The sequence below is a fragment of the Pseudoflavonifractor sp. AF19-9AC genome (genome assembly GCF_003478995.1).
In the GTDB taxonomy this organism is placed as follows: Bacteria; Bacillota; Clostridia; order Oscillospirales; family Oscillospiraceae; genus Lawsonibacter.
This window is the reverse complement of record NZ_QUGI01000005.1, coordinates 87,329-111,577: the sequence shown is the minus strand read 5'-3', so window position 1 is coordinate 111,577 and position 24,249 is coordinate 87,329. Positions and strand designations below refer to the sequence as shown.

Annotated in this window: 22 protein-coding genes; 5 read left to right on the top strand and 17 right to left on the bottom strand. The window is 62.0% G+C overall.

Annotated features, from left to right (window positions below; translation table 11 throughout):
- Positions 1-5: 5 nt before the first annotated feature.
- Positions 6-1,394 (top strand): NAD(P)/FAD-dependent oxidoreductase, encoded by a 1,389-nt coding sequence (locus DWX58_RS09785; RefSeq protein ID WP_118643408.1) that lies wholly within the window; start codon positions 6-8, stop codon positions 1,392-1,394.
- Between the two features lie 336 nt (positions 1,395-1,730).
- The gene (gene mnmE, locus DWX58_RS09780) at positions 1,731-3,110 is read left to right on the top strand and encodes a tRNA uridine-5-carboxymethylaminomethyl(34) synthesis GTPase MnmE (protein WP_118643406.1); all 1,380 of its coding nucleotides are present in this window, start codon (positions 1,731-1,733) and stop codon (positions 3,108-3,110) included.
- 63 nt (positions 3,111-3,173) lie between these two features.
- Here the strand turns inward: mnmE and DWX58_RS09775 are convergent, their stop codons facing one another.
- The 4 genes from DWX58_RS09775 to DWX58_RS09760 all read right to left on the bottom strand — a co-directional run bounded on the left by DWX58_RS09775 (position 3,174) and on the right by DWX58_RS09760 (position 6,374).
- The gene (locus DWX58_RS09775; protein ID WP_118643404.1) at positions 3,174-3,785 is read right to left on the bottom strand and encodes a sugar O-acetyltransferase; all 612 of its coding nucleotides are present in this window, start codon (positions 3,783-3,785) and stop codon (positions 3,174-3,176) included.
- A gap of 87 nt (positions 3,786-3,872) precedes the next feature.
- The gene (spoIID, locus tag DWX58_RS09770) at positions 3,873-4,865 is read right to left on the bottom strand and encodes a stage II sporulation protein D (protein WP_243093412.1); all 993 of its coding nucleotides are present in this window, start codon (positions 4,863-4,865) and stop codon (positions 3,873-3,875) included.
- A gap of 114 nt (positions 4,866-4,979) precedes the next feature.
- On the bottom strand, positions 4,980-5,927 hold the full coding sequence (locus tag DWX58_RS09765) for an L-lactate dehydrogenase (RefSeq protein ID WP_118643400.1): 948 nt from the start codon (positions 5,925-5,927) through the stop codon (positions 4,980-4,982).
- A gap of 231 nt (positions 5,928-6,158) precedes the next feature.
- A complete protein-coding gene (locus DWX58_RS09760; RefSeq protein WP_347559169.1) occupies positions 6,159-6,374 on the bottom strand; it encodes a helix-turn-helix transcriptional regulator in 216 nt (71 codons plus the stop codon).
- 121 nt (positions 6,375-6,495) lie between these two features.
- Here DWX58_RS09760 and DWX58_RS09755 point away from each other — a divergent pair, with 121 nt between their 5' ends.
- A complete protein-coding gene (locus DWX58_RS09755; RefSeq protein ID WP_118643396.1) occupies positions 6,496-10,308 on the top strand; it encodes an S-layer homology domain-containing protein in 3,813 nt (1,270 codons plus the stop codon).
- Positions 10,309-10,414: 106 nt separating this feature from the next.
- Here the strand turns inward: DWX58_RS09755 and DWX58_RS09750 are convergent, their stop codons facing one another.
- The 13 genes from DWX58_RS09750 to DWX58_RS15220 all read right to left on the bottom strand — a co-directional run bounded on the left by DWX58_RS09750 (position 10,415) and on the right by DWX58_RS15220 (position 21,203).
- Positions 10,415-10,726, bottom strand: coding sequence for a YbjQ family protein (locus DWX58_RS09750; RefSeq protein WP_118643394.1), 312 nt, complete (start codon positions 10,724-10,726; stop codon positions 10,415-10,417).
- On the bottom strand, positions 10,707-10,973 hold the full coding sequence (locus DWX58_RS09745; protein WP_118643392.1) for a hypothetical protein: 267 nt from the start codon (positions 10,971-10,973) through the stop codon (positions 10,707-10,709). Before DWX58_RS09745 ends, DWX58_RS09750 begins: the two co-directional genes overlap by 20 nt.
- On the bottom strand, positions 10,954-11,208 hold the full coding sequence (locus DWX58_RS09740; protein WP_118643390.1) for a hypothetical protein: 255 nt from the start codon (positions 11,206-11,208) through the stop codon (positions 10,954-10,956). Before DWX58_RS09740 ends, DWX58_RS09745 begins: the two co-directional genes overlap by 20 nt.
- Positions 11,192-11,845 (bottom strand): MerR family transcriptional regulator, encoded by a 654-nt coding sequence (locus tag DWX58_RS09735; RefSeq protein WP_118643388.1) that lies wholly within the window; start codon positions 11,843-11,845, stop codon positions 11,192-11,194. The genes DWX58_RS09740 and DWX58_RS09735 overlap by 17 nt, the downstream gene beginning before the upstream one ends.
- 173 nt (positions 11,846-12,018) lie before the next feature.
- The gene (locus DWX58_RS09730; protein ID WP_118643386.1) at positions 12,019-12,357 is read right to left on the bottom strand and encodes a cyclic-di-AMP receptor; all 339 of its coding nucleotides are present in this window, start codon (positions 12,355-12,357) and stop codon (positions 12,019-12,021) included.
- A gap of 87 nt (positions 12,358-12,444) precedes the next feature.
- Positions 12,445-13,116: a tRNA (N6-threonylcarbamoyladenosine(37)-N6)-methyltransferase TrmO gene (gene tsaA / locus DWX58_RS09725; RefSeq protein WP_118643384.1), complete on the bottom strand. Its 672-nt coding sequence runs from the start codon at positions 13,114-13,116 to the stop codon at positions 12,445-12,447.
- 176 nt (positions 13,117-13,292) lie between these two features.
- Positions 13,293-15,161 (bottom strand): S-layer homology domain-containing protein, encoded by a 1,869-nt coding sequence (locus DWX58_RS09720; protein ID WP_118643382.1) that lies wholly within the window; start codon positions 15,159-15,161, stop codon positions 13,293-13,295.
- 72 nt (positions 15,162-15,233) lie between these two features.
- Positions 15,234-16,424, bottom strand: coding sequence for an ABC transporter permease (locus tag DWX58_RS09715; protein ID WP_199648755.1), 1,191 nt, complete (start codon positions 16,422-16,424; stop codon positions 15,234-15,236).
- A complete protein-coding gene (locus DWX58_RS09710; RefSeq protein WP_118643380.1) occupies positions 16,421-17,155 on the bottom strand; it encodes an ABC transporter ATP-binding protein in 735 nt (244 codons plus the stop codon). The genes DWX58_RS09715 and DWX58_RS09710 overlap by 4 nt, the downstream gene beginning before the upstream one ends.
- 10 nt (positions 17,156-17,165) lie before the next feature.
- On the bottom strand, positions 17,166-18,902 hold the full coding sequence (locus DWX58_RS09705) for an HlyD family efflux transporter periplasmic adaptor subunit (RefSeq protein WP_118643378.1): 1,737 nt from the start codon (positions 18,900-18,902) through the stop codon (positions 17,166-17,168).
- 198 nt (positions 18,903-19,100) lie between these two features.
- Positions 19,101-19,790 (bottom strand): response regulator transcription factor, encoded by a 690-nt coding sequence (locus DWX58_RS09700; RefSeq protein ID WP_118643376.1) that lies wholly within the window; start codon positions 19,788-19,790, stop codon positions 19,101-19,103.
- A complete protein-coding gene (locus DWX58_RS09695; protein ID WP_158579248.1) occupies positions 19,783-20,823 on the bottom strand; it encodes a HAMP domain-containing sensor histidine kinase in 1,041 nt (346 codons plus the stop codon). The genes DWX58_RS09700 and DWX58_RS09695 overlap by 8 nt, the downstream gene beginning before the upstream one ends.
- Positions 20,811-21,203, bottom strand: a complete 393-nt coding sequence (locus DWX58_RS15220) for a hypothetical protein (RefSeq protein ID WP_158579247.1) — start codon at positions 21,201-21,203, stop codon at positions 20,811-20,813. Before DWX58_RS15220 ends, DWX58_RS09695 begins: the two co-directional genes overlap by 13 nt.
- 188 nt (positions 21,204-21,391) lie before the next feature.
- On the opposite strand from DWX58_RS15220, the gene DWX58_RS09690 reads away from it, so the two are divergent.
- Positions 21,392-22,729, top strand: a complete 1,338-nt coding sequence (locus tag DWX58_RS09690; protein WP_118643372.1) for a hypothetical protein — start codon at positions 21,392-21,394, stop codon at positions 22,727-22,729.
- Between the two features lie 316 nt (positions 22,730-23,045).
- Entirely contained in the window at positions 23,046-24,233 is a 1,188-nt protein-coding gene (locus DWX58_RS09685; RefSeq protein WP_118643370.1) for an amidohydrolase, read from the top strand.
- Positions 24,234-24,249 lie beyond the last annotated feature (16 nt).

The following is a 24,249-nucleotide window of genomic DNA, read 5'->3' as shown; positions in this document are numbered from 1 at the left end:
CTCCCATGAATCCCACTTATGACGTTGCCATTCTGGGCTGCGGCGAGGCCGGCATCTTCGCCGCCTACGAGCTGACCCACCTGCGCCCCGACCTGAAGGTCCTGGCCCTGGACCAGGGGGCCGACATCTATCACCGCAGCTGCCCCATTGTGGCGGGCAAGGTGCGGGAGTGCATCCACTGCCCCGTCTGCCACACCATGTGCGGCTTCGGCGGCGCCGGTGCCTTCTCCGACGGCAAGTTCAACTTTACCACCGAGTTCGGCGGCTGGCTCACCGATTTCATGGAGCCCGGCCATGTCATGGAGCTCATTGACTATGTGGACTCCATCAACGTGGCCCACGGAGCCACCACCCAGTGCTTCTCCACCACCACCCCCGAGGCCAAGGCTCTGGAGCGCCGGGCTTTGGCCTACGACCTGCACCTGCTGCAGGCCCGGTGCAAGCACCTGGGCACCGAGAACAACCTGCGCATCCTCACCAACATCTACGAGGGGCTGCAGGACAAGCTGGAGTTCCGCTTCAATACCGAGGTCACCCACATCGCCCAGGCCGACGGCGGCTACCGTCTGACTCTGGCCAAGGGGGGCGAGGTGTCCTGCAAGTGGCTCATCGCCGCCCCCGGCCGCTCCGGCGCCGAGTGGTTCTCCAACCAGTGCAAGGAGCTGGGTCTGGAGCTTCTCAACAACCAGGTGGACATCGGCGTGCGGGTGGAGCTGCCCGCCACCGTCTTTGAGCACATCACCGACGTGGTGTATGAGTCCAAGCTGGTCTACCGCACCAAGCAGTACGGCGACCAGGTGCGCACCTTCTGCATGAACCCCTATGGCCACGTGGTGGCGGAGAACGTGGAGGGCATCAACACGGTAAACGGCCACTCCTACGCCGATCCCGCCCTGCGCAGCGAGAACACCAACTTCGCCCTGCTGGTCTCCAACCGCTTCACCAAGCCCTTCAACGAGCCCTACCGCTACGGCAAGCACGTGGCCTCCCTCAGCAACATGCTGGCCGGCGGCGTGCTGGTCCAGCGCTTCGGCGACCTGGTGGGCGGCCGCCGCTCCAACGAGCACCGGATGAGCAAGTCCTTCGTCCGGCCCACCCTCACCGCCGCCATCCCCGGCGACCTGTCTCTGGCCCTGCCCAAGCGCCAGCTGGACAACATCATCGAGATGATCTACCAGCTGGACAAGATCGCCCCGGGCACCGCCAACTACGACACTCTGCTCTACGGCGCGGAGGTGAAGTTCTACTCTGCCCGCCTCCAGCTCACCCCGGAGCTGGAGACCGCCCTGCCCGGCTTCTTCGCCGCCGGCGACGGCGCCGGCGTCACCCGCGGCCTGGCCCAGGCCGGTGCTTCGGGTGTTCAGACCGCCCGCGCCATCTGCGCCCGGCTGTAACGAACACACCGGCACCCGGTTTTGCAGGATACCCTGCACTCCTCTTCCCGGTTCCCTCCGGGACCCCATTCATTTTTGGTAACCCCCTATGCAGAGCGGTGGATATGACCAAGTCCGTTATGCTCCACCCCTCTTTCCACTGTTTCCAAGGGTTGTCCACATTATCCACACCCTTTTCCACATTGTGTTATGTTAACTATTTCCCTGCATATTCTGTTTTTAAGGTTTCCATAATCTTTGTCAAGGGTGAATATCGTACAAAAATGCGGCGGGGCGGATTTTGCAGGAGATTCGCTCCGCCCGCCCATTTCACTCCACCAAGGAGGTTCTGCCACCATGTCCACCCAGCCCGACACCATTGCCGCCATCTCCACGCCCCCCGGTCCCGGGGCCATCGGCATTCTCCGCCTGTCCGGCCCACGGTCACTGGAGATTGCCGCAAAAACCTTCTGTCCCTTGGGGCCCAAGGCTTTGACGGACCACGCGCCCCGCACGCTGGTCTACGGCGACCTGCTGGATGCAGGGGGCGAGCCCATTGACCGGTGCCTGTGCACCTTCAGCCGGGGGCCCCAGAGCTACACCGGAGAGGACACGGCGGAATTTCAGTGCCACGGCTCCCCCATGGTGCTGTCCCTGGGGCTGGAGGCCCTCTTTGCCCTGGGGGCCCGCCAGGCCGGACCGGGTGAGTTTACCCGCCGGGCCTTCCTGAACGGCCAGCTGGACCTGGCCCAGGCGGAGGCGGTGGGCGACCTGCTGGAAGCCCGGGGCCGGGAGGGCGCCCGCCATGCGGCGGGCCAGCTGTCCGGCACCCTGTCCCGGCGGATTGGGGATATCTATTCCGCCCTGGTGGACGTGATGGCCCATTTCCACGCAGTGCTGGACTACCCTGACGAGGACATTGACCCCTTCCGCCTGGAGGAGCTCTCCCACACCCTGGAGGAGCAGGAGGGGGCGCTGGACCACCTGCTGTCCACCTGCCGCCGGGGCCGCCAGGTCACCCGTGGCATCTCCTGCGCCCTGGTGGGACGGCCCAACGCGGGCAAGTCCTCCCTCCTCAACGCCCTGGCGGGCTACGACCGGGCCATTGTCACCGACATCCCCGGCACCACCCGGGACACCCTGGAGGTAAATGTGGAGCTGGGGGGCGTGCCGGTGCGCCTCATCGACACCGCCGGTCTGCGGGAGAGCGACGACCCCATCGAGCGGCTGGGCGTGGAGCGCAGCCGCAGCGCCATGGAGGAGGCGGAGCTCATCCTGGTGCTGTGGGACGGCTCGGCCCAGGTCACGGAGGAGGACGGAGACCTGCTCCAGGCGGCCCTGAAGCTGGCTCCCACCATCCTGGTGAACACCAAGAGCGACCTGCCCTCCGCCCCGATCCCCTTCCTAAGCCTCAATCCCATGCCCCCGGTGGTGACCCTCAGCTCCAAGACCGGACAGGGGCTCTCTGAGCTGGAGGCGGCGGTGGCCGCCCAGTTCCCCAAGCCGGAGGACGTGCCCTACGGCCAGCTGCTCACCAACCAGCGCCAGGAGGAGGCCGCCCGCCGGGCCCGTCAGGCGGTGGCCCGGGCCCGGAAGGCCCTGGAGGCGGGAGTCACCCCCGACGCCCTGCTCACCGACGTGGAGGAGGCCCTGGCCGCTCTGGGCGAGCTCACCGGCCAGAACGTGCGGGAGGACATCATCGCCCGCATCTTCTCCAAATTCTGCGTGGGAAAATAAAAGGAAAAAAACAGGCGGTCAGTCCAGGGCTGACCGCCTGTTTCTCATTTTTTCTATCCCCGGTTACTCCACCAGCAGATCCAGCTTGGAGTCCTCCGGCCCAATCTTCCGAATGGGCTTGGCGGGAACCCCCGCCGCCAGCCAGCCCGCCGGGATGTCCCGGGTCACCACGCTGCCCGCGCCGATCACCGCACCCTTCCCGATGGTCACCCCGTCCAGCACCGACACATTGGCCGCCAGCCAGACGTCGTCCTCGATGTGGATCTCCCCGGCAAACTCCGACATGGACACGTGCCCGTCCGGATAGCGCAGGCGAATCCGCTCGTCCGGCAGCAGGGGGTGATTGGTGCACAGCAGACTGACGTTGGGCCCCACCATCACGTTGTCCCCAATCCAGATCCTTCCGTCATCCATGACCAGCAGGTTGAAGTTGGCAAAAAAGTTCTCCCCGATAAAGGTGTGGCAGCCATAATTAAACTGGATGGGCCCCTGGAAATAATACTTCTGGCCAATGGCGCCGATGAACTCCCGCACCAGGGGCAGCCGCTGGGGATCGTACTCATCCATGGTGTTGAACTGTCTGCACAGCTCATGGGCCTTGTGCTTTTTGTCCCGCAGCTCCTGGGTTCTGGCATCAAACAGCTTCCCCGCAAAAATCTTTTCTTCTTCCCGCATGCTGTCTCACTCCCGAATCTCTTTGGTGGCCCCATTGTACCACATTGACCCAGCGCCGGGAAAACTTTTTCTCCGTCGGCGGAGCCGTTACTCCCAAAGGAGGGCCACCTCGGTACCGGTATAGTACCAGGTGAGAATTTCCTCAAAGGTCTTGCCCTCCTTGGCCATGGCGTTGGCCCCGTACTGGCTCATCCCCACCCCGTGGCCGTAGCCGGTCACGTCAAAGGTGAAGTTGCTCCCATCCCAGCTTACGGTAAAGGCCGCGGAACGCAGGGCAAACAGGCTGCGCACCTGGCTGCCGGTGAGGGTAACCCCCCCCAGCACCAGGGAGGACACGGTGCCGCTCTCTCCATATACCACGTTTCCAAACCACCCCGATGGATCGCCGGACAGGTCTGCCCCCGGATAGGCCGTCAGAGTGCTCTCCTTCACCTGGTCGGCGGTGAGGAGCACCTGGCTGTGGTAGTTGGGCACCTCGTCCCCCTCGGGGCTCTCCACGCTCTTTAAGTAGTCCACGCTGTTGCCCCAAACCTCCACCGCGTCCACCGTTTTCCCCGGCGCGGAGGAGAAAAACAGGGCCTGGATGGGCTGCCCGCCGTAGAGGATGCCCAGGCCGTCGGTCTCGGCTACTGCCTGGTCAATCTTCTCCCCGTAGCTCTGGGCGTTGAGCCCCCACCGGGCCTCCGCCTGGCTGCGCTCCACATAGGCCTGGCAGCAGGTGCTGTCGGCGCAGATATCCGCATCCGGGTGCTTTCCCGCGGAGTTGCTCTGGAGCACGGCGGTGTAGGTCCGGGCGGCGCAGGCCTGGGCCTTCAGCGCCTCCTCCTCAAAGGAGGCGGGCATCTCCGCCGCCACCACCCCCCACAGGTAGTCGGCCATGGTCATCTCCTGCACCGTGCCATCCTCCAGCTGAAGGCGCACCACCTTGCCCTTGTCCCTGGCCCCGGTGGTCACCGCCACCCGATCGATAGGCAGAGTGGCCTCCGGCTCCTCTTCCCCGCTCTGGTACAGCCCGTTTCCTCCCACCGTCACCACCGGCAGGAAAAACAGCACCGCCGCCAGGGTCAGTGCCCAGACCACCGTCCCCACACTTCCCCCCGGACCGCCCGCCAAACGCCTTGTCCCTCTGCCCGCCATAAAAAGCCGCCCCCCTTCCCTCCAAGGTATGAGGAAAGGGGGGCGGTTATTCCGTTTTTAAAGGCCCACCGAGGCAATGGCCTCCTGCATCTGCCTGGCAGAGCTGGCCAGGGCCTCCCGCTCCTGGGCAGACAGGGGAATTTCCAGCACTTCCTCCAGACCGCCCTTGCCCACGATGGAGGGCACGCTCAGGCACAGCCCCTCCAGGCCGTACTGGCCCTCCAGCACCGCCGAAATGGGCAGCACTGCCTTCTCATCCCGGAGGATGCACTGGGCAATGCGGCCCACCGCCATGGCGATGCCGTAATAGGTGGCACCCTTCCGGCGGATGATCTCATAGGCGCTGTCCCGCACGCCCTGGTAGATCCGCTCCATCTCCTCATGGTCCAGGGGGTCGCCCCGCAGGTGGCAGAACTGGTCCAGGTCCACGCCGGACACGTTGGCTCCGCTCCACACGGCCAGCTCACTGTCGCCGTGTTCACCCACAATGAAGGCGTGGACGTTGCGGCTGTCCACCCCCAGCTTCTCGCCTAAAATCTGCTTGAGGCGGGCGGTGTCCAGCACCGTGCCCGAGCCAATGACCCGGTTTTTGGGATAGCCCGACAGCTTCCAGGCGGCATAGGTAAGCACGTCCACGGGGTTGGACACCACCAGCAGAATGCCCCCGAAGTCCCGGGCGGTGATCTCCCCGATAACCCCCTTGAGGATGGCAATGTTCTTGCCGATGAGGTCCAGGCGGGTCTCACCCGGCTTCTGGTTGGCTCCGGCGGTGATGACGATAAGGGCGCAGTCGGCAATGTCATCGTAGCCGCCGGCGGTGATCTCCATAGCCTCGGCGTAGGGCAGGCCGTCGCTCAGATCCATGGCCTCCCCCTCCGCCTTCTCCCGGTTCACGTCCACCAGCACTAGCTGGGAAAACAGCCCCTGCTGCAAAAACCGGAAGGCGATGGACGCCCCTACAAACCCGCAGCCGATGATGGCCGCCTTTCTGGGATTTACTTTCATCTGCTTGCTCCTTTCCCGGCCGGACCCACATTCCGGCACCATGGGTTTAGTGTATCGCTTCCCCGCTGTTTTATCCGCCCCGCAGGCACTGAAACCACCTGCAGATGCCCACAAAATTTTTAGTTGTTTTAAGTTTGTTTTAAGTGAAAGAATTCTTGCAAAATTTCAGTTTCTGCGGTATAGTTTGGTTGGCCCAGCTGCAGAGCAAAAGAGGAGGGCAGTTTTCTTTGCCTACTCCTCATCGGGGACATATTCCAGGATGTCCTCCACCCGGCAGTCCAGAATCTCGCACAGCGTGTTCAGCGTAGTGGTGGTGATGGCTTTCCCGTGCTTCATGCGGTGGATGGTATGAGCATCCACCCCCTGCTTGAAGATGAGATTGTACTCGGTTATTTTCTTTTCCAGAAGTGTCCGATAAAAAGGACCGTAGCTAATCAAATTTTTCACCTTTGTTTAGGCTATCATAGTGGATTTATTGACTATACTGAATAAATTCACTATAATGGTATTATCGCGTTCCCTCTATTTTGTGTGTGACCCCAACATTACATAAGGAGTGATTTGGAAAATGCGAAAACGCAAACTTTTGTCCTTGGTCATGGCCATGGCCATGGTGCTCAGCCTGCTGCCCATGACGGTGTGGGCAGTCTCTGAGTATAAATTTGTCAACGTCAACGGAACCCGCCTGACGGATCCTGGCACCACAGATCAAACCATAGATGTAGGAAGCGGCACTGTCTCCTGGGATGCGGATCAAGCCACCATGACTCTAGATAACATTACCGCGACTGGTTCTGTGGAAATCAAGTTTGACTCTCCTTCAGCCAGTACTGCGGTAAAAATTGTTTTGAAGGGATCCAACACCATTAACAGCACTAGTACCGGCATTTATACAAACGGAAATCTGACCATTCAGGCAGAAGAGGGCGCTTCTTTGCTCATTCACGCAGATGACACCAACTGGGGAAACGCGGTAAATGGTATCTGGACAGAGGGCGACCTTACCATTAGTGGCGGCAGTTATGAGATTGATTCTACTAATGCGGCAATCCACAGCTATGGAACAGCTACTATTTCTGACACAGTCATGGAACTGACTTGTCCAGAAAGTTATTTTACTGTCACGGGCAATGAAGGCACGACCATCCAGCGCTCTTGGCTTTATGCCAATGGTTTTGGTGCCCCCAGCACTGCATCATGGACCGACAGCGTATCCATTGTTAACACACAGGGAACGGTGATCGGCAATGCTACCCTTCCCGCCTCGGTTACTACAGTGCCGGAGCAGGTCGCGTTGACAATTCCCACCGGAAGTTCTCTAACTATCCCGACTGGTCAGACTCTTTCCCTTTCAGCAGGAAGTTCTCTGACCGTAGAAGGTGAAGTTATCCACAACAATGCCTTGCAAACTGAAGCTCAGATTGGCCAGACCCAATATGCCACTCTGGCTGAAGCTATTTCCCAGGCTTCCGATAACGCTGTCATTGACCTTCTTCGTGATGTGACACTATCCAATACTTTGAGCATCAGCAAACCTGTCACCATTGACGGCCACAACCAGTATGCCATCAAGGAGAGCGACAGCAGCTCCCGCAGCAGTCACCTCATTGACGTTTCTGCCGATAATGTCGTTCTTCAAAACGTTAAGATTGAAGCATATCGTGCGGCAGAAGCTTCTAGTAATAGTAACCATGCAGTGAACGTGTCCGGTGACAATGTCATCATCAAAAACGTGACCATCAGCGGCAGCACCGGCCACGGCCTGCAGTTCTATAAAGCTAAGAATTGCCAAATCGAAAATGTCACCTCCAAGGACAACCTGAAAACCGGCCTGACTGTCAACGCGTCCAGTGTAACTGCGACCGGAACTCTGACATTCGAGGACAATGGTTGGGAATCCCTTCCCAATTCCTTAAATGTCGGCTTTGGGGAAAATATTGAGGATGCCACCGCCGCTTCCAGTTTTGATTTCAGCGACGCAACTCTAAACGGGGTCAGTGTAGTATATACCGGAGCGGAGGACTTTACAAATGCAGATACCCGTCCCATTACCATTATCCCCAATTCCGACTATGTGTTAAGCACCAAGGACGGAGCTGTACTGTGCCTCCCCGTAGATACTACGCCCGCTGTTGCTCAGATTGGCAATGTCAAATATGCCTCTCTGGCCGACGCCATTGAGCAAGCCGCTCCCGGCGCTACTGTTACTCTGCTCAAGAATATCACTCTGACCGACACAGTTACCATTGCTAAGAATATTGTTCTGGATCTCAACGAAACAACGCTTACTGGCAGCAACAGCAAAACTGCTGTGGCCTTCACTTCTGCTGCCACTGTGAAGAATGGTACTATTACGAGTTCCGTGCTCCCTGTTCTTATTAACGGAACAAGCGCCGTAGTTACAATTGACGGCGTCACACTGGACGGAAACGGAAATTATGGCCTTCAGATTGGCACCATGGCTGATGGCAATCAAGGCGGTGCAATCATTAAAGGCAATTCCAATATCAGTGGCGAGCAGTTTGCTGGCGTTGTAATTTGGGGCTCCAAAAACGTGAGTGCACCGACAACCCTTGTTATGGAAAGTGGCACTATTTCCGGAAAATATTACGGCATTTCCGGAAACGGTAGCTATGACGGAACATCCATTACTTTGAACAGCGGTTCCGTACAGGCCATTGACTCGACGGACAGCACAGGTATCTATCATCCCCAGCAGGGCACTCTGACTGTTAATGCTGGTGTTTCTGTCTCTGGCCTGGTGGGAATTCAGGCTGCTGGTGGTACCGTCATCATCAATGGCGGCACCGTTACTTCCACCGATGAAACTGTTCGCAATGCGCCCTACAAGAACCCGAACGAAAGCGACGGCAATGTTCTGGATGGTTCCGCTCTGTCCTTGGTCAGCAGAACTGCCTATGGCGATATCAACGTGACCATAAATGGTGGTACCTTCACCGCACACGATGGCAATGATTCTATCAAGCTGTACGGGTACCAGAAAACCTCCGAGGGATATCAGGTCATTGACCCTCCGACTAATGCCTCTCTTACTATCACCGGCGGCACCTTCTCCAGTGATCCCAGCGCTTATACTTCTACCGGTTCCATTGTCAAGCGAGACGGTACCAGCACCTATACTTATACCGTCCTGCCGAAGAGCGGTCTGACCAGTGGTATCTATCTGTCTGATCCTACCGGTTTCACTGCCTCCAACTACTATGTGACCAACAATAACGATGGCACATGGACGGTCTATTACAGCGCCCCCTCCGGCGGCGGCTCCAGCAGCTCCGGTGACAAGACCGAGACTGTCACCAATCCTGACGGCTCCACCACTACTACCGTGACCAAGCCGGACGGCACTGTCACCGAGACCACCAAGAACCCTGACGGATCCAAGGAGGTCGTAGAGACCAAGAAGGACGGCACCGTCACCACCACTACCACTGACAAGGCCGGCAACAAGACCGAGACCGTGGAGAAGACCGACGGCTCCACCGAGACTGCTATCACCAACAAGGACGGCTCCTCCTCCACCACCACCGTCTCCAAGGACGGCCAGGTCGAGGCCGAGGTCAAGCTGCCCACCACCGTCGTGGACAACGCCCAGGAAGAGGGCGAGCCCGTGGCCCTGCCCATGCCCGAGGTTCCCGTGACCACCGACGAGGACGATGCTCCCACCGTCACCGTGGACCTGCCCGCCGGCCGCTCCGCCCGCGTGCTGATCCCCGTGGATGACGTCACCCCCGGCACCGTGGCCATTCTGGTCCATGAGAACGGCACCAAGGAGATCGCCAAGACCTCCATCACCACCGAGGAGGGCGTAGTCGTCACCCTTAGCGACGGCGACACCGTGAAGGTCATGGACAACGCCAAGGACTTCGCCGACGTGCCCGATGCCTACTGGGGCTCCGCCTTTGTGGACTTCGCCACCAGCCGCGGCCTCTTCTCCGGCACCAGCGCCACCACCTTCTCCCCCGATCTGCCCATGACCCGGGCCATGATCGTCACCGTGCTGGCCGCCTATGACGGCGCGGACACCACCGCCGCCGCTGGCGACCACTGGTACTCCGCCGGCCAGCAGTGGGCCATGGAGAATGGCGTGTCTGACGGCACCAACATGGAGGGTGTTCTCACCCGTGAGCAGCTGGCCGTTATGCTGTGGAGCTACGCCGGCCGGCCCGAGACCTCCATCAGCCTCAGCCGTTACTCCGACGCTGGCTCCGTCAGCGCCTGGGCCGCAGACGCCATGACCTGGGCCGTGGAGAACGGTCTGATTTCCGGCAGCGACAAGGGCGAGCTGCTGCCCCAGGGTCAGGCCACCCGCGTTCAGGTTGCCACCATTCTCATGCGCTTTGTGGAAACCACCAACGGCTGACAGCCCATCTCAAAAACACAAAAAAGGCCTCCGCGCTTTCCGCGCGGGGGCCTTTTTATGCAGCAAGGGGGACGGCGCTGCCGTCCCCCTTCTCCATTTTTATGGTTCAGCGGTACTTCACCGCGGTGCCGTAGGCGATGACCTCTGCCGCCCCCTGCATCACCGAGGACGAGCCATAGCGCACGTTGATGACCGCGTCGGCCCCCATGGCCTCCGCCTCATCCACCATGCGCTTGACGGCAATCTGGCGGGCCTCGTTGAGCATCTCGGTGTAGCTCGTAATCTCGCCGCCCACCAGGGTCTTCATCCCAGCCATGAAGTCCTTTCCAAAGTTCTTGGACTGGACCACAGTCCCCTTGACCATACCCAGGGCCTCAATCTCCTTGCCGGGAATGTACTCAATATTTACCAGCAGCATCTAATTCTCCTCCTTCAATCTCCTGAAATCTTGCTCGCAGCACCAGTACAGCGGGAATCAGCAATGCCAGAGAGCCCGCCGCCAGCACCCAAAACAATCCTTTACACCAGCCGGGCAGCCCGGGAATGGTACCCAGGGCCCAGAATCCCACCGCACAGCACCCCTGCAGCAGAGCGAACAGGATGATGCCCCGCACCGCGTCCCGCTTCCGGGCCGCCTTCTTTTGCTCAATACTTCCGGGCTTCATCTTCCTCCCCCTTCTGCACCTCGTGCCATCGCTGGATGAGGGCGGCAATGACGCCCACCGCCACCGCCAGGCACAGCAGGGCACACAGGATCACCACGCCGGCCTCAAATCCGCCGCCCCCGCTGCCGAAGTAGTCCCCCAGCATGGCACCGGCGGAGAGCACCATCAGCAGCACCATGACGATCACCGTGATGACAGCGCCCATCAGGCCGTGATTTTTAGTAGTTTTTCGCATCGTCCGCCTCTCCTTTCTGAATTTCCTTCACCCGCTGCCAGAGGGCGGCCAGCACCCCCAGGATGACCACCCCGGGCAGGGCTACCAGCACCACAATGAGTGGCAGGGGCGGCGCTTCCTCCGCGTCAATGGCAAAGGCCCACAGCATGAGGGCGATGAGTCCGCCCATGAGCAGCACGGTGAGCACCGTCACCACCGCCGGGGCCACATACCGGATTCGCCGGGTGTCCCCCATCTGGTGGTTGAGGAAGGTTGCCCCGGTCTGTTCCATGGCCTCCATCTCCTCCAGCAGTCCCCGGGCATCCAGGCTCTCCAGAGTGCCCTCCCGGTCCTTCAGCCGGCGGCACAGCTCCATGGACTGCTCCAGGCTGCGCTGCTCCCGCTCCAGGGTCACCAGGTGGCGGCGCATGCAGTCCCCCAAGGTGATGGTCCCGGCCTGCATCTTCCGGATTTCCTCCAGAGGGACGCCCAGCTTGCGCAGCAGCTTAATCTGCCTCAGGGCCACCAGCTCCCCCTCCCCGTAATCCCGGTAGCCGTTCTCCGTGCTCCGGCGGGGATGGAGCAGCCCCTGCTCCTCGTAAAAGCGGATGTTCTTTTTGGTGATGCCCACCTGGGCCTCCACCTCGTTGATGCGCATGGGCACCACCTCCTCTCTATGGAGCCCTCCGGCCCCTTGTTGTGCCCCTATCATATACCTTCCACTTGGGGGAAGGTCAAGGCCTTCTGCCCTTTTTTTCGCCTTCCACCAGGCGGAAGGTCCGTTTTTTTTACAAAAAACGCCCCGGCCGCTGGTTTCGGCCGGGGCGTCGCTTACAGCTTTCGGAACTGGTCCACATCCAGCACAAACACCGTGGCACCGCCCACCTCTACCTTAATGGGGGCGCAGCCGATGCTCCAGCCGGGCACGCCGCCGGTGGTGTAGCCCGGGCCCAACACCTCCATCTGGGTGCGCTTGGCACAGTTCTCATGCAGGATGTCCATGACAGCCTCCACCTGGTCGTCCTCGGTGCCGATCATCAGCGTGGTGTTGCCGTCCCGAAGGAAACCGCCGGTACTGGACAGCTTGGTGACGCCGATGTGGGCCTTGTTCAGGGCACTGATGGCCTCGTTGGCGTCCTTGTCCCGAATGACCGCGAAAATAAGCTTCATGCAAATCCCTCCTGTCCCGGCCAGCACGCTGCCGGGTCTGATTGTTCTTAATTATAGCACACTTTTCCGCTCTGCCAAGTTAAATTTCTATGAAGGTTCCACCGACACTACGGTCAGCCGGCTGCCCTCCACCCGGAATTTGATGTCCACTCCGCCAAAGCCCATGCCGTAGATGCGCTCCCCATCCTCCTGGTAGGCCGGACGGGGATCCTGAGCCAGTACGCCGGTGAGGGCCGCCCGCTTCTTCGGCGGGATGCGCTCCAGCAGTTCCGGGGGAATGTCCACCGTCAGGGTGGCCTCCTTGGGGGTGCTGGCAAAGCCGCCCAGGGCCTGGGGCTTGCTGTCGGCGTAGGGCACGTAGGGCTTGATGTCAAAGATGGGGGTGCCGTCCAGCAGGTCCGCCCCCCGCACCTTCAGGATGGGGCCCAGCTCGCTGTGGAGCTCCACCCCCGCCAGGCGCACACAGCTCAGGCCGATGGGGTTGGGCCGGAAGGGGGACCGGGTGGCAAACACCCCCATGCGCACGTTGCCCCCTAGCCGTGGCGGGCGCACCGTGGGGGACCACTCCGGCCGCCGGGCCTGGGAAAACTCCCAGATGAGCCACAGGTGGGAAAAGCCCTCAATGCCCCGGAGGGCGTCGGGGTTGCGGAACTCCGGCTCAAAGACCACCGTGGCCTCCAGCTCGTCCACCAGCCCGCTCTGCCGGGGAATGCCGAATTTCTGGGTAAAATCGCTGTGCAGGCGGGCAATCACCTGCATGGGTACTGTCTCGCTCACAGTCCCCCTCCTTTCCAAGAAAAAACGCCCTGAAACCGATGGTTTCAGGGCGTTTCTGCCGCAATTTTCTTGTCCCTCGCTCCAGACGGACGGGAGCGCCGGGCAAATCCGGTTTCTGAGGCAAGCATACCATTCCCACCGGGAAAGGTCAAGCCATCTCAGCTCTTGGGGGTGGCCACAATGATGCGGATGCGTCCGCCGGCGGAGCAGCCCAGGTTGTCGTACCAGCCCTGGAGGGTATAGTGTTCCGCGTCAATCTCCGACAGAGTGGTGGCGTAGTAGCCGTCGCTGCCCGTGCCCCGGAGGATCACCTGGACGTCCTCGGCCAGGCGGTAGGTCTGGTTGTCCGCCATGGCGTAGAGGTCGCTCAGACCGGTCAGCCGCACGGAGGTGAGCTGGCGCATGCTGGTCACCTCTCCGTCCTCCTCCCAGAGGGCGGCTCCGCCCACGGAGACGCTGTAAATCTTGTTACCGGTGAAGGTGCGGCTTTCCCCATTTTGATAATAGGTGTAGGTGCCGGAAATGGAGAAGTCCTGGGAAATGGTCTCCTCGTCGGTGATATAGACGTAGTTCAGGGTGTCCCCTGTGGCCTCGTCCAGAATAAGCCGGTCAATGTCCCCGTTTTCATCCAGGGTGTAGTAGGCCACGTCATCCTCCGACAGCCGCTCCCCCGCCAGGCGGCTGGGGTAGATGCGGACATAGCCCCCCGTGTCGTCGGTATCCAGAATTTCCACATTGTCAGCAAAGTCATAGCCGGCAAAGGAGGTTCCGTCCCGGCTGACGGTGCCGGACAGGCTCTTGGAGGAGAGGGACTTGATGGAGGTCCCCGTGTTGTCCAGGGTGACGCTCACCAGACGGCCGGTGGAGTAGGCGGAGGTGCCGCTGGTGTAGAAGGTGCGGGCGGTGCCGTCGGTGCAGGCCACCTGGGTCACCACCTGGAGGGAGGCGGAGCTGCTGGTGGCGGAGGTGGACCCCGTCTTCTGGCTGGAGAGGACCAGGCCGTAGTAGGTGGTCTCCGTCTCATTGGCATCCAGCACATCCACCACCTCGCCGTTCATGCCCAGCAGCAGGGTGACCAGGTCGCCGGGGGCAAAGCTGCCCTGGCTGGAGCACTTGTAGACGGCGGTGGCGGTGCCCAGCTCATAGGTGCCTCCCGCTACGGTGACCGAGGTGGGGGCGGCGGAGCTGGGCGAGAGGGCGGTGAGGGTGCCGCTGACCCGATCGCTGTACACCCAGACGGTGTTCAGGCTGGCGTTATAGTAGTAGACGTCATAGGGCTGGACGTCGGACAGGCTCGCCGCCCGGCCGTCCCGGTAGATCGCAGCCCCATCCGTAGAGAAAGGCAGGGTAAGGGTGCCTGTTTCCGCCACATAGGGGCCCTTGGTGTCGGCGGAGACCAGGGTGCTGTAGTCGAGCTCCCCGTTTGTAACGGTGTAGCCCAGGGTGGTGGCGTAGACCGCTCCGGTACTGGTCTCAGAGAGCATCAGGTTATAAAAGAGCATGACGCAGTCCTGCCGGGTGAGGGTCTGGCCCTGGGCCACATCCAGGTCGTCCAGCAGCCCCACCGACGCCCCCTTGGTCAGCTGGGCGGAGGGGTAGGAGCCCACCAGGTCGGAGGACTGGTAGCCCAGCAGTTTCAGGAGGGCGGTGCACGCCTCCTCCAGGGAGATGGGATTGTCCGGGCGGAAGGTGCCGTCCACAAAACCCACCATCCACCCCTGCTCCACTGCCAGTCGGATGTACTGGCTGGCCCAGTGGCTGCTCTTCACGTCCTTGAAGAGGGACACGCCGGCGCCCGAGCCCACCGTGTCCTTGTAGGCGGAGGCCGCCGTCATCATGGTGACAAACTCCGCCCGGGTGACGGAGGAGGTCAGGTTCAGGTTTCCGTTTTCATCCCCGGAGAGAATGCCCAGGGCCCGGACGGTCTCCAGGGCTGTGCTCTCGCTCACCGCCCCCGCGGGGATTGTCCCCAGAGACAGCAGCAGGCACACCAGAATTGCCAGAGCCGCGATGGATCGCTTTTTCATTGCCGAAACTCCCTTTCCATTGGTTTTCGTCCGGCGGTCCCGGCAGCCGAATGCCGCCGGGGCGCCGGTGGGTTAATCGTAGTGCAGGGCATCGATGGGATTGAGGCGGGCGGCCTTCTTGGCGGGCAGATACCCGAAGAGGATTCCGATGCCCACGGAGATGCCGAAGGCCAGGGCCACCGCCCCCAGGGTGGGGGCCACGGTGATGCTCTCCTCAGAAATCCGGGCGATGACTGTGGTGGCCACCGCCGACAGTCCGTCCCCAAACAGAATGCCGATAATCCCGCCCAGGGCGCTGGTGGCGGCAGCCTCAATGACGAACTGCTGCATGATATACCGCTCCTTGGCCCCCAGGGACTTGCGGATGCCGATCTCCCGGGTGCGCTCGGTGACGGACACCAGCATGATGTTCATAATGCCGATGCCGCCCACCACCAGGGAGATGGCGGCGATGCCCGCCAGAACCCCCACCAGGATGTTGATCATGCTGGTCATGGTCTCCAGCATCTCCGCCATGCTGGTGACGGTGTAGTAGCTGTCGCTTTGAAAGACCTCATAGAGGGCGGCCTCCAGGGCGGCCACGCTCTGGTCGATGTAGTCCTCACTTTGCATGGTGATGGTGTAGGAGCTGGCCTCGCCGGAGATGCGCTCGGCGGTGGTGTAGGGGAGGTACAGGCAGTCGTCGCTGCCCCCCTCCTCCGGGGTGTCCCCCTGCTGGGCCAGCACCCCCACCACGGTGAGGCTCTGTCCCCCCACCCGAAGGGTCTCACCCACGGCGTTTCCGCCGAAGTAGGCCTGGTTCAGATAGGCGCCGATGACGCACACCTTGGACCGGGTGGCCATGTCGCTGTACTGAAGGCCCCGGCCCGAGGCCACCTCCAGTCCGGCGATGGCAAAGTAGTCCTCGCTCACCCCCTGGGAGGTGGTGCTGTCCACCGTCTCGGAGCCAATCTTCACATAGCCCATCATGGGCACCGTGGGGGAGCACAGGTCCAGATACTGGCTGTTCTCCTCCACCAGCTCATACATGTCCTCGGCGTCCAGGGACCGGGTGGAGCCCCGGGACATCACCGTCACCGTCAGGGTGTTGGTGCCCAGGTCGGAGAAGCTGTCGGTGACGTACTGCTCCAGGCCGTTGCCCAGGCCCACAATGACAATGGCCGCCGCCACGCCGATGATGATGCCCAGCATGGTGAGCAGGGTACGCACCTTGCTGGAGACAATGTTTTTCAGGGCCAGCGCTAGGGATTCCGTCAGCTTCATAGGCTCCCTCCTCCCGCGGCCCTGGGTGTGACCACCGCCTCCGGCGCGTTGGAGGGGCCGTCATAGACCACCTGGCCGTCCTCCAGGCGGATGATCCGCTGGGCCTGGACGGCGATGGAGTTGTCGTGGGTGATGAGCACCACGGTGTGGCCCTGGCGGTGGAGGTCCTGGAGCATCCCCAGCACCTCCCGGCCGGTGCGGGAGTCCAGGGCGCCGGTGGGCTCGTCGGCCAGAATGACCGCTGGGTGGCCCACCAAGGCCCGGGCGATGGACACCCGCTGCTGCTGGCCGCCGGAGAGCTCCATGGGCTTGTGGCGCCACTTTTCCCCCAGCCCCACCTCCTCCAGGGCGGCCCGGGCCCGCTCCCGGCGCTCCCGCTTGGACACCCCGGCGTACATTAGGGGAATCTCCACGTTTTCCACCAGATTCAGCTTGGGCAAGAGGTTATACTGCTGAAAAATAAAGCCCAGCAGCTGGTTTCGCACCTCCGCCAGCTGATTTTTGTTCATCTGGCCCACGTCCTGCCCTTTCAGAAGATAAGTACCCTGGGTGGGGACGTCCAGACAGCCGATGATGTTCATGCAGGTGGATTTGCCCGACCCGGAGGAGCCCACAATGGCCACAAGCTCCCCCTTATAGATCTGGAAGGAGATGTGGTCGGCGGCCACCACCGTGGTTTCCCCCATCTGGTAGTACTTGCACACCTGCTGAAATTCAATGAGTGGGTTCATGGCCGCCTCCTCACCGCCCTCCCGGGCCGCCGCCCGAGGGCATTCCGCCGGAGGGCATGCCTCCCGAGGGCATCTGGCCGCCCATCATGCCGCCGGGCATCTCGCCCATCATCCCCATGGCCATGCCGTTTTCCGAGGAGCTGGCGGCGATGTAGGCCACCGTGTCCCCCTCCTGCAGGCCGGAGGTAATTTCGATGTAATTATCCCCGCTGACGCCGATGGTGACCTCCACGGAGTAGTAGTCGGTCCCCTCTTCGCTGTCCGACTCCACCAGGGTACCGTCCACCGCGCTGGGGGAGTCGGCGGTGACCAGCACGGTGTTGCCCCGCTGGAGGGCCGCCGAGGGAATGGCCAGCACGTCGGTGGCGCTGTCCAGCTGGATGACCGCATCCACGCTCATGCCGGGGAGGAGGCCCTCGGTCTCGTCAATGCGGATGGTCACGGGGTAGGTGGTGGCGCTTCCGGAGGAGGTGCCCGCCACGCTCACCTTGGTGACCACTCCCTCATAGGTCCGGTCCTCCACCGCGTCGGCGGTGACGGTGACCGTCTGGCCCACGGCGATGCTGGAGATGTCCAGCTCATCCACGATGAGGGTCATGGTGAGGTAGGACAGGTCGTAGATGCTGCACATCACCTGGTTGGCCTCGGAGGTCTCTCCAGCTTTATAGTACTTATCCACCACCGTGCCGGAGATGGGGGAGGTGATGGTGTAGTCCTCCAGGCGGTCATACTGGTTTTCCAGGGAGAGCTCCGCGTTGCGCAGGGACTCGGAGGCGTTCTGGACGGAATCCTCCAGATCGTCGCTCTCCAGCACCACCAGCACCTGGTTTTTGGACACCCGATCCCCCTCGGACACCCGCAGGGCGGTCACGGTGCCGGAGGTCTTCGCCGTCACCGCCTCCTCCGCCTTGTAGGCGAAGGTGCCGCTGCCCGTGCTGGTTACCGAGCCCACGGAAGCACTGGCGCTCTGGGCGGTGGACAGAGCTCCGGGATTGGAGACGTCAATGGTCACCGAGCGGACCATGATGTTGCCGGTGAGCACCGTGTCCACGCCGCTGATTTTGGAAATGGTGCCGCTGAGAGTCTCGAAGGTGGAGTCCAGGGTCACCGTGGCGCTCTGGCCTACGTAGAAGGAGGCCGCGTCGTCCGAGGGGAAGTTCACCGTCAGGCTCATGGTGCCGGAATCCCGGATGGAGGCCACCTGCTGTCCGGCGGATACCTCATCCCCCACCTCCACATCCAGGGAATAGACCGTCCCGGCGGCGGGGGCGGTGAGGTTCAGCTTCTCCAGGTTCTCCAGCTGATTGTTGTAATTGCGCTGGGCCTGCTGGAGGGAGATCTCCGCCTGCTCCAGGGAAGCGTCACTGTCCGAGGAGTCGATGGTGTAGAGCACGGTACCCTCCTCCACCTGGTCCCCCTCCTCAAAGCTGTCGGTGAGGATGGTGCCCTCCACCAGGGTGGTCACCGAGTAGGAGTTGGCCGCCTCCAGGGTGCCGCTGCCGGTGATGGAGGAGGTGATGTCCATGCGGGTGACCTGGGCCGTGGTGTAGGAGGCATCCAGGGCCGCCGCCGTCTGGCCGCCGCCCAGCAGGTACATGCCTCCGCCGGCCAGCACGGCCACCACTACCACAGCCGCAATGAGCCTCCGCCATTTCCGCCCCCTGTTCCCCGGTTTTTTCGTAAAAAGTCCCGGCAGAGGGCGTTTTTCCTCCCCGGGGGCTGTCTTCTTCCGGATGTCCAGCTTCATATCCACACGCTTCCTTTCCCACGGACCTTATGCTGCTTGGTTTCCCGGTCATTGTAGCAGTCAATTCTGAACGATCCGGGGCCCATTTCGAAACGGTTTCGAAACAGACTCGAAACATTTTCCAGCGCCTGTCCCAATTTTGCCCATAATAAAAAAAGACGCGGGGCACTTCCCCGCGTCTTTGGTCTTTTTGCCGATTCATCCGTTGAGCCGGTAGCCCCGGCCCCACACCGTCTCAATAATCTTGGGGTTGGCCGGGTCGTCCTCGATCTTGTCCCGGATGCGCCCCACGTGGACGGTGACGGTGGCGCTGTCCCCCAGATAGTCATAGCCCCAGATGGCCTCAAAGAGCTGTTCCTTGGAAAAGACCATGTTGGGGTTCTCCGCCAGGTACTTCAAAAGGGCAAACTCCCGGTTGGGCATCTTTACCTCCCGGTCCCCCTTGAACACCTGCCAGCTCTGGGGCAGGATGCGCACGTCCCCCACGGTAATGGCCCCGTCGTCCTCCCCCCGGCCGCCGGTGAGCCGCTTGTAGCGGCTGAGGTGGGCCTTTACCCGGGCCACCAGCTCCGCCGGGTCGAAGGGCTTGGCCACATAGTCGTCCGCCCCCAGGCCCAGTCCCCGGATCTTGTCCACCGACTCCGACCGGGCGGTGACCATCAAAATGGGCACGTCCACCCGGTCCCGGATACGGCGGCACACGTCCAGGCCGTCGCACCCCGGCAGCATGAGGTCCAGCAGAATGAGGTCATATTCCCCGGTGAGGGCCAGCTGGGCCGCCTGGTTTCCATCGTCCACCACCTTGGTTTCAAAGCCGGAGAGCTCCAGGTAGTCCCGCTCCAGCATGGCGATCTCCTTGTCGTCCTCCACGATCAGCAGCTTACTCATGTTCTTCTTCCTCCTCACAGGGCAGGGCAAGCTCGATGACCAGGCCCCCGTCGTTTTTCGCCTGAACAGTGCCCCCGTGGGCCTGCACAATGTACTGCACAATATAGAGCCCCAGGCCGCTGCCCTCGCCGCCCTTGCTGCTCCGGGCGCTATCCCCCCGCCAGAACTGCTCAAAGAGGTGGGGCAGCTGCTCCGGGGACACGCCCCGGCCGTTGTCCGCGAAGCGCAGGCACTCCCGGTCCCCCTGCCGCCACACCGTCAGGGTGAGCACCAGCTCTTCTGCCCCGGCGTAGCGCAGGGCGTTTTCCTTCAGATTGGTGAGCACCCGGTACATCTGCTCCCGGTCCATGCGCACCGGGTGGGCGGCGGGGGCTCCCCGCAGCACCACCTTGCCCCCGGTCTCCGCCAGCTCCTCCTGGGTCTCCCGGGCAAACCGGGCCACAAACTCCCCCAGGTCGGTGGAGACCAGGTTCAGGGGCAGATTGCCCGTCTCCATACGGGAAAAGTAGAAGAGCCGCTGGAGCAGCCGCTCCATGTCGCAGGCCTTGCGGTAGGCCACATCCAGATACTGCTCCCGCTTCTCCGGGGTATTGGCCACCCCGTCCCGCATTCCCTTGATGTAGCCCTTCACCGAGGTAAGGGGGGTACGCAGGTCGTGGGAGATGCCGGCCACCAGGTCGGTGCGGGCCTTCTCATAGCTGGCGCTCTTCTCCCGCTCCTGGCGCAGGTGCTCCTGCATATGGTCAAAGGCGGCACAGACGGCAGAAAACTCGTCCTGTCCCCCGTAGCCCACCGGGGTGGACAGGTCCCCCGCCTCCACCCGCCGGGCCGCCTGGGTCAGGGCATTCACCGGGCGCATGATCCGCCGGATCTGGGTGCGGGCCAGCAGCAGGCTCAGCAATACGATCATGCCGATGACCACAAGTCCGCTGAGGAACAGGGAGAGCACCACCGCCTCTGTCTGGGGTCGGGGCCGCCCCAGTACCTCGGGCATCACGGGCTGAGGCATGGCAATGAGAGTCACGCCCCGCACCGCCGGCCCACCATCACCATTCCCTGGTCCTGGAGGACCAGGGTACCCTCCTCCGGCCAGGCTGCCCGACCGGAGAGGCGGCGGTAAACCTCCTCCTGGAACTGATCCAGGGAGGAGTAGAGGGGGCGCCCATTGAACTCCACCAGCAGCTGATAGCCCTGCCGGTCCAGCTCCCGGTCCAGCGTCCGCCAGTCCCGGTCTGACTCCGACCATTGCCCCAGAATCTCCTGGGCCTGGGCCGAGCGCTCGTCCGCCGCAGGCACCGCCCGCTCCTGATAAAACCGGGATACCCCCTGGACCACCAGACTGCTCACTCCAAGCAGCACCACCAGCGACAGCACCAGGGAGAGGGTATAAAAGAGAAAAATGCGCCGTCTCATGCCCATCACCTTCCTGTTCAGTGTAAATGATACTTGTAAACAACCCGGTATGCAAATATAAATTTTTTCGAAATTTTCTCCCTGCTTTCGCCGCCCATTCCTCCAAAAGAGGGTTGAAACCCCCTCAGCCTTCGCTTAAAATAAAGAGGATCACGGACGAAGGAGTGGGCCTGCGGGCCCGTAGTTTTATGGACAAGGAAATTGCCTTTTTGCTCCAGGAGCACTTTCTCAACTACTGCAAAAATATGCTGGGTGACACGTGGCAGGGCCACCGGATCACCTATTTCTGCTATGAGACCCTGCCGGAGCTGCAGCAGGTCTTTCTGGCCCAGAAGGGCCACTACGACGCCTTTCTGGTCAGCGGCGTCATCCCTCTGGCCGCCCTTTGGGAGGTGGACACACCCCCTTACGCCGTGAAGGACCGCATCGGGCACTACCTCATCAACACCTACCGCATTCTTTTGGGGCTGCTGTTCCAGCGGGGAAGCTACGACCCCGCCCGCATCGGCATCGACTTTGTGGGAGATGACGTGCCCCTGGTCCAGGTGCTGGAGGAGGACCGGCTGCCCGAGCTGGTGGAGGAGCACAACCGCCACTTTCTGGGCATGACGGTGGCGGAGCTGGATGAGCAGGAGCGGATGCTGGTGGCCGACTACCAGCGCCGGTGCCGTGCGGGCAAGCTGGATGTGGTCATCACCTACTACAACAGCGTGGTCCAGGGCCTGGCCGGCGAGGATGTGGAGTGCTACTACTCCTACCCCAGCCGCAACTCCATGATTCAGGCTCTGGAGCAGTGTGTCAAGCAGATCCGGACGGAGACCCTGCGCCGAAACCAGTCCGCCGTCATCCGCATCAGCCCCCGCTATGACCTGCGGGCCCGGCAGCTGGCCGCCAACCAGGGGCTGGAGCTGCTGTCCCTCAAGCAGGCCCTGCTGGAGTACTGCCGCCAGCGCCAGATTGACCCGGTGCTGAAGGACGATTTAAGCGACGTGGAGCTCTACCTCACCCTGGAACAGCTGGAGACCATTACGCAGCAGTTTACCCTCTGCGATCTGGGCCCCTGGCTGGACCAGCAGGTGGGCTTTCAGGGTCTGGTCAGCCTGGGCAGCGGCCCCGACCTGGCCAGCGCCCGGAGCCACGCCATGCAGGCCCAGGACTACCGCGCCCATCTGGAGCAGGACACCTGCGTCTACATCGATGAGAGCGAGGCCATCCGTTCCCTGCCTCTGACTCCCCGCTCCAGCCTGCCGGAGTCCGGGGTGTCTGCCTCCCAGGTGGAGGAGGCCGCCAACCGCTGCCACCTGTCGGCGGAAACCATTTACCGGGTCATTTCCGCCATGCAGGCGGAGCGGACCGACCAGCTCACCTCGGAGGAGCTGATCCGGCACCAGGGCTTCTCCCTGCGTGTGGCCAACCGGGTGCTCAAGGCCCTGGTCACCGGAGGCTATGCCCAGATTGCCGGTCAGCGCCGGGTGGGCAACAAGGGCCGTCCCCAGAACCTGTACCGAATTTCCCTGGAATTTTGACCTTCTTTGTTCCGCGGTTCCACCGCCTGCTCTTCTTTTCTCTCTGAATATTTTTTCGGGATTGCCCCATTCAAGTGGCGATCCCGAAATTTTTTCGCTCTTTTTCTTTGGTAAAAAAGGGCGCATCGCCCCATTCTTTCTCCCATTTGTTACTTCTTTATTTAATTAGCACAAAATTCGCTCTCGATTTTTGTTGGTATTATGGCCAACTTCTCCTTGACTTTCTTCGTTCTTTCCCGGTAATATATCCAATAGTAAAAGTACAGTACTTTTTCTATTCCTTAAATAATTTTCAGCTTGGAGAGAGGGAAGCGACATGGCAATTTTACCCCCCTACATTCAGCAGGCAGTCCGGGCCCACCACCCCTTGGCCGTGGAACTCAGCGACGACCTGTATGCCCACCCGGAGCTGCCCGACCAGGAATTCCGCTCCAGCCAGAAGATGGTGGAGCTTCTGCGCCAGGCGGGCTATGAGGTGGAGTACCCCTACCTGGGTTACCCCACCGGGTTCCGGGCGGTGCTGGACAACGGCGAGGGCCCCAGCGTAGGCATTTTAACGGAGTACGACGCTCTGCCCGGCCTGGGCCACGCCTGCGGGCACAACGTCCACGGCTCTATGTCCCTGCTGGCCGCTCTGGCTCTGGCGGATTTGAAGGACCACTTCTCCGGCAAGGTGGTCGTCTTCGGCACTCCCGCCGAGGAGGAGGACGGCGCCAAGGTGGGCATGGCCGCCCAGGGGGCCTTTGACGGCCTGGCCGCCGCCATCATGTTCCACAGCTGGAGCGGAGGCGTGAGCAACGCGGACATGGACGTGCTCAGCCTGCGCTGCTACATTGCCAAGTTCACCGGCGCTGCCGCCCACGCGGTGGCCGGCCCCTGGAAGGGCCACAGCGCCCTGGCCGCCGCCCGGAAGTTCCTGGACCTCATCGACGCCCGCCGGGAGTGCTTCACCCCCGACATCCACATCAACGGCGTCATCACCGACGGAGGCCAGTACCCCAACATTCTCCCCGGAGAGGCCACCGTCCGTCTGGAGATCCGCACCGACTCCCAGGCCAAGCTGGAGCAGATGGACGAGGTGGTCCGCAAGTGCGCCCAGGGCTCCTGCATCGCCCTGGACTGTGAGGTGGAGTTCACCAAGGGCTTTGAGGACTTCCACGACATGGTCCGGGTGCCCGTGCTGGAGCAGGCGGTTCTGGAGCTCTATGACGCGCTGAACCTGCCCCGCGGGCCGGTGCTGCCCCCCAACGGCTCCTCGGACGTGGGCAATGTGAGCTACCGCTGCCCCACCATCCAGCCCGAGCTGTCCATCTGCGACACCTTCCACGCCCTGCACACCCCCCAATTCCGGGAGGAAACCATTCAGCCCCGGGCCCATCAGGCCATTGAGGACGGCGGCACCATTCTGGCCGCCCTGGCACTGCGCACGCTGACAGACGAGGCCTTCCGTACCTCGGTCCGTGACTCGCACCAGGCCGCCCGTGAGGCAAAGCTCCGCGAATAATCCCACAGACGCCGCC

What these genes read in the sequence shown, in the direction of transcription:
- DWX58_RS09740 (WP_118643390.1), bottom strand. Translation starts at nt 11,208, where the DNA reads ATGCGAAAAACTACTAAAAATCACGGCCTGATGGGCGCTGTCATCACG.
- DWX58_RS09755 (WP_118643396.1), top strand. Translation starts at nt 6,496, where the DNA reads ATGCGAAAACGCAAACTTTTGTCCTTGGTCATGGCCATGGCCATGGTG.
- DWX58_RS09765 (WP_118643400.1), bottom strand. Translation starts at nt 5,927, where the DNA reads ATGAAAGTAAATCCCAGAAAGGCGGCCATCATCGGCTGCGGGTTTGTA.
- mnmE (WP_118643406.1), top strand. Translation starts at nt 1,731, where the DNA reads ATGTCCACCCAGCCCGACACCATTGCCGCCATCTCCACGCCCCCCGGT.
- DWX58_RS09685 (WP_118643370.1), top strand. Translation starts at nt 23,046, where the DNA reads ATGGCAATTTTACCCCCCTACATTCAGCAGGCAGTCCGGGCCCACCAC.
- DWX58_RS09745 (WP_118643392.1), bottom strand. Translation starts at nt 10,973, where the DNA reads ATGAAGCCCGGAAGTATTGAGCAAAAGAAGGCGGCCCGGAAGCGGGAC.
- DWX58_RS15220 (WP_158579247.1), bottom strand. Translation starts at nt 21,203, where the DNA reads ATGAGACGGCGCATTTTTCTCTTTTATACCCTCTCCCTGGTGCTGTCG.
- DWX58_RS09705 (WP_118643378.1), bottom strand. Translation starts at nt 18,902, where the DNA reads ATGAAGCTGGACATCCGGAAGAAGACAGCCCCCGGGGAGGAAAAACGC.
- DWX58_RS09690 (WP_118643372.1), top strand. Translation starts at nt 21,392, where the DNA reads ATGGACAAGGAAATTGCCTTTTTGCTCCAGGAGCACTTTCTCAACTAC.
- DWX58_RS09750 (WP_118643394.1), bottom strand. Translation starts at nt 10,726, where the DNA reads ATGCTGCTGGTAAATATTGAGTACATTCCCGGCAAGGAGATTGAGGCC.
- DWX58_RS09730 (WP_118643386.1), bottom strand. Translation starts at nt 12,357, where the DNA reads ATGAAGCTTATTTTCGCGGTCATTCGGGACAAGGACGCCAACGAGGCC.
- DWX58_RS09715 (WP_199648755.1), bottom strand. Translation starts at nt 16,424, where the DNA reads ATGAAGCTGACGGAATCCCTAGCGCTGGCCCTGAAAAACATTGTCTCC.
- DWX58_RS09710 (WP_118643380.1), bottom strand. Translation starts at nt 17,155, where the DNA reads ATGAACCCACTCATTGAATTTCAGCAGGTGTGCAAGTACTACCAGATG.
- DWX58_RS09700 (WP_118643376.1), bottom strand. Translation starts at nt 19,790, where the DNA reads ATGAGTAAGCTGCTGATCGTGGAGGACGACAAGGAGATCGCCATGCTG.
- DWX58_RS09720 (WP_118643382.1), bottom strand. Translation starts at nt 15,161, where the DNA reads ATGAAAAAGCGATCCATCGCGGCTCTGGCAATTCTGGTGTGCCTGCTG.
- DWX58_RS09785 (WP_118643408.1), top strand. Translation starts at nt 6, where the DNA reads ATGAATCCCACTTATGACGTTGCCATTCTGGGCTGCGGCGAGGCCGGC.
- DWX58_RS09735 (WP_118643388.1), bottom strand. Translation starts at nt 11,845, where the DNA reads ATGCGCATCAACGAGGTGGAGGCCCAGGTGGGCATCACCAAAAAGAAC.
- tsaA (WP_118643384.1), bottom strand. Translation starts at nt 13,116, where the DNA reads ATGCAGGTGATTGCCCGCCTGCACAGCGATTTTACCCAGAAATTCGGC.
- DWX58_RS09775 (WP_118643404.1), bottom strand. Translation starts at nt 3,785, where the DNA reads ATGCGGGAAGAAGAAAAGATTTTTGCGGGGAAGCTGTTTGATGCCAGA.